Source organism: Alteromonas genovensis, assembly GCF_010500895.1.
GTDB classification, from domain to species: Bacteria; Pseudomonadota; Gammaproteobacteria; order Enterobacterales; family Alteromonadaceae; genus Alteromonas; species Alteromonas genovensis.
The window spans coordinates 1-3,349 of the sequence record NZ_JAAAWO010000025.1; the positions used below are offsets into that span (position 1 = coordinate 1).

Annotated in this window: 2 protein-coding genes; both read left to right on the forward strand. The window is 39.1% G+C overall.

The window, feature by feature from the left end:
- Nucleotides 1-192 precede the first annotated feature (192 nt).
- Nucleotides 193-2,580, forward strand: a complete 2,388-nt coding sequence (locus GTQ48_RS17375; RefSeq protein ID WP_163107799.1) for an exonuclease domain-containing protein — start codon at nt 193-195, stop codon at nt 2,578-2,580.
- A complete protein-coding gene (locus GTQ48_RS17380) occupies nt 2,577-3,197 on the forward strand; it encodes a hypothetical protein (protein WP_163107800.1) in 621 nt (206 codons plus the stop codon). The genes GTQ48_RS17375 and GTQ48_RS17380 overlap by 4 nt, the downstream gene beginning before the upstream one ends.
- Nucleotides 3,198-3,349 lie beyond the last annotated feature (152 nt).

Genomic DNA, 3,349 nt, shown 5'->3' on the forward strand with positions numbered 1-3,349 from the left:
TGGGCTGATACTTTATTAGGGATCTACTTATGTAGATCCCTTTTCATTTATATGCTTAAAATCATGCCTTTAGCATTAGATAATGACCATGAATGTCATTCACGAGCAAGTTTTAATTATTTAATATCAGCAACTTAAATGGCTAATTGAAATTTTTGATATTATTACTAAAATTGATTTCTAGGGGGATCAATGGACAGAGTAGTAATAATAGACACCGAGACAACAGGCTTGTCTCCTCACAAAGGCAATCATCGCATTATAAACCTTGCCGCCGTAGAAATTATTGATGGCGATATTACGGGCAGTATCTTTCACTACTTCATAAACCCCGAAGGTAAGAAAAGTACATCTGAAGCCCATGCGGTACACCAAATTGAAGATTCATTTTTACTTGATAAGCCAAGCTTCTGCCAGATAGCTGAAGAGTTTTTAGAGTTTATCGATGGAGCAAGGCTTTCCTTTTACCATTCAGAATTCGACACTGACTTCCTTCAAGCTGAAATTGATAGATGTGGTTTAGATATTGTCTTCAAAAGAGATTACGACGTATCTTGTCTGATGAAAGACTTCGCTAAAAGGGAAAACGATGGTAGGTACGTTAAATTAGATAATGCTTGTATTCGTTACGGCATAGACATTACTGAAAGAAAAACTCACGGTGCTGCAATCGATGCCTTTATCACAGCAGAGCTTTACATTAAGTTTCATTATTCAGGTGACAAGCCACTTTCAAAAACACCTCACCAGAATGAGCGAGATGAACCAACTGCTTTTCCAATACCAAGAGCATACAAAGACCCCATAACGGGCAAAGCTATTCAACTAAACTACTGCAAGAACCCGAATTGTCGAAACTATGGAGTAGTTGCCCTCAATCCTAAGCGTAAAGAGGACGGCTCTCTAATGCGCGGTTTAGGTAATGATTACAGGTTTACTAAAACGAAGATAGGTCGCGTGTTAACTTGCACCATCTGTGGAACAAGCACGAAGCTGATCAACAACAAAGCCTTTGTTGAAGAGTCAAATAGGCAGAAACAAATATTTTCCAATAAAGAGATATGCTGCCCTGATAAGAAACTAGAAACATCGCGACGAAGAACTAGGCCATGCCGAAATGCCACTGTAAATTGGCTAGATAAGCCTAAACGCTACACCTTAAGGGGCACAGTGCCCTCTACAGTGGAATCATTAAAGCATCGAGAAGCACAAAGACTCGAATGTAATGCTTGCCACAACCCCTTTAATATACCCCTTAATGCAGAGTACGGTCAAAAAAGAGCTGACATCAATGCAATACTGTTCGGGATGCTTGTTAACAAGGGTATCGTCAACAGAATGGAAGAAATTTTAGGTGTACCTATCACTTTAATTTACCACCGTATAGAGTTTTTCTTTAACCAGTGCGTAGAGTTTGACCGTTGGCACATTCAAAACAACATTCAGGCTTTAAGGGGTAAAACCTTAGAAGTCAGTATGGACAGGCAACACTATCTTTCTAACTGGAGTGACAAGAGAGATAGCCGCCCGACAAAACTAGTTAATACTTCAACGGTAGACAATAAAACTCGATTTGTATTTGCTAGTACGGTTAATTTCGACACCACTTCTGACTGGGAGGTAATAAAAAGAGACATTAGCAGATGCAGTGACCTTAAAAAACCTGAGCATAAGAGAAGGTATGGTCAATACGTCTTATCTCATAAAGAAGTTGAAACCGACGATGTTGATGATGTTCTTGCTCTGAAAGCGCCAAGTAAAAATCTGTTAGTACAACAAACCTATTCATTAATGGCACACCTTGAACAAATGAAACAATACATAAATGAAGCTCGTTATACTCGTTTATTTGCCGATGCCGACGAAGGCTTTGAACTTGGTATTGGATTAGTTATGAAAGAACAGATTGCGACCAACAAATTCTACCCTGTGCTTGTAAAGGCAGAGAGGAACAATGCCAGCCAAATGCAAGATAAGCGTGCCTGGTCAGAACAAGTTCTTCTTAAGCATGGGATTACGATGAGCGATATAAAGAAGGCAAAACTCGATAGAGAGAAACTAGCTCAAATATCGCAACAGTATTGGGCTGCGGAGATGCACAAACGTGCTATTGAATCAGGTTCGGCTAAATCAGAGTGGTTAGTTCATCCGTTTCCTAAATCCAGACATTCTGTTCAGGTAAAGCCACTGGTGGGCTTTCATGGTGCTGTATCCGTCAGCCAATTGCTATCAGAAAATTTACTAGATGTATCCACCTATGGCGTTGATAATTACTTCCAAATGATACGTCGTCGGATAAATATGTTCGAGCGTCCAATAACTTCAGCTACAAACAGTAAGAGATGGAATGGTTACGCTTCATATAACCCCAAGTGGGCGGTTATGATTATTGAGATGTTGAGGGTCTACAATAACTACGTTCTGACCGACGAAAAATCACTTAGGAATAAAGGTCTGCGTCAGGAACCAACCACACCAGCTCAAAAGCTTGGCATTGCCGATAAAAAATATACAATTAATGATATATTAGACTTTACAGTCGCGAGCAAAATTAAGAATTTACAACAAGGAAATCAATGATTAAAGGAATAGAGAAGAGAACAAAGCTAGCTCTCTGGGTGTCAGCTTTCGCAATATTGATAATGGCCTTTCAATGGACGATCATTGACTGGATAACTCCTTTTTTGATGATGCCGCTGATGCTTGCGGTGTTTGTTATTTTTTTAACAGGGGTTGGTTTTAGCCTTTCATGCCTGTTTAAGTTCAAAGAGATTCGTTGGCTTGCAACAGTTCCATTAGCAATCCAGTTGGTTGCCTTTGCCATTCTAGAGCTTGTTCCTTTCACAAAGCTATGGATAGATGCTGATTTCCACTTATATGAATCTCAACGCCAAGAAGTCGTTGAGAGGGTATACGCTGGCGAGCTTGTCTCAAATGTGAAACACAATTCCTCGTTGATAGCACTAGGCTCTGAGTATTCAAAAATATCAATGGGGGGAAACGAAATTGTGGTTCAAGATATCGAAGGGTTGAAATACGTTTTCTTCTTCACCTTTAGGGGAATATTAGATAATTATTCTGGATTTCTATATGTCCCTGACGGCGGCGATCCAAGGAATTATGCAGATTTAGATGAAGACGATGTAACTCAAATAATAAAATACGCTGACAATTGGTACTACACTTCACATCATTAATTACAGTACAGCTATTAAAGTATTGTTTTTATTGTATATAAATCTGCTCTCGAATGCGATTTATGATATTACATCACTATTAAACAACTGATTTCACTATGAAATAAAAAAAGGGATCTGACTTTTCAGATCCCTATTTAAGTATCAGCCCA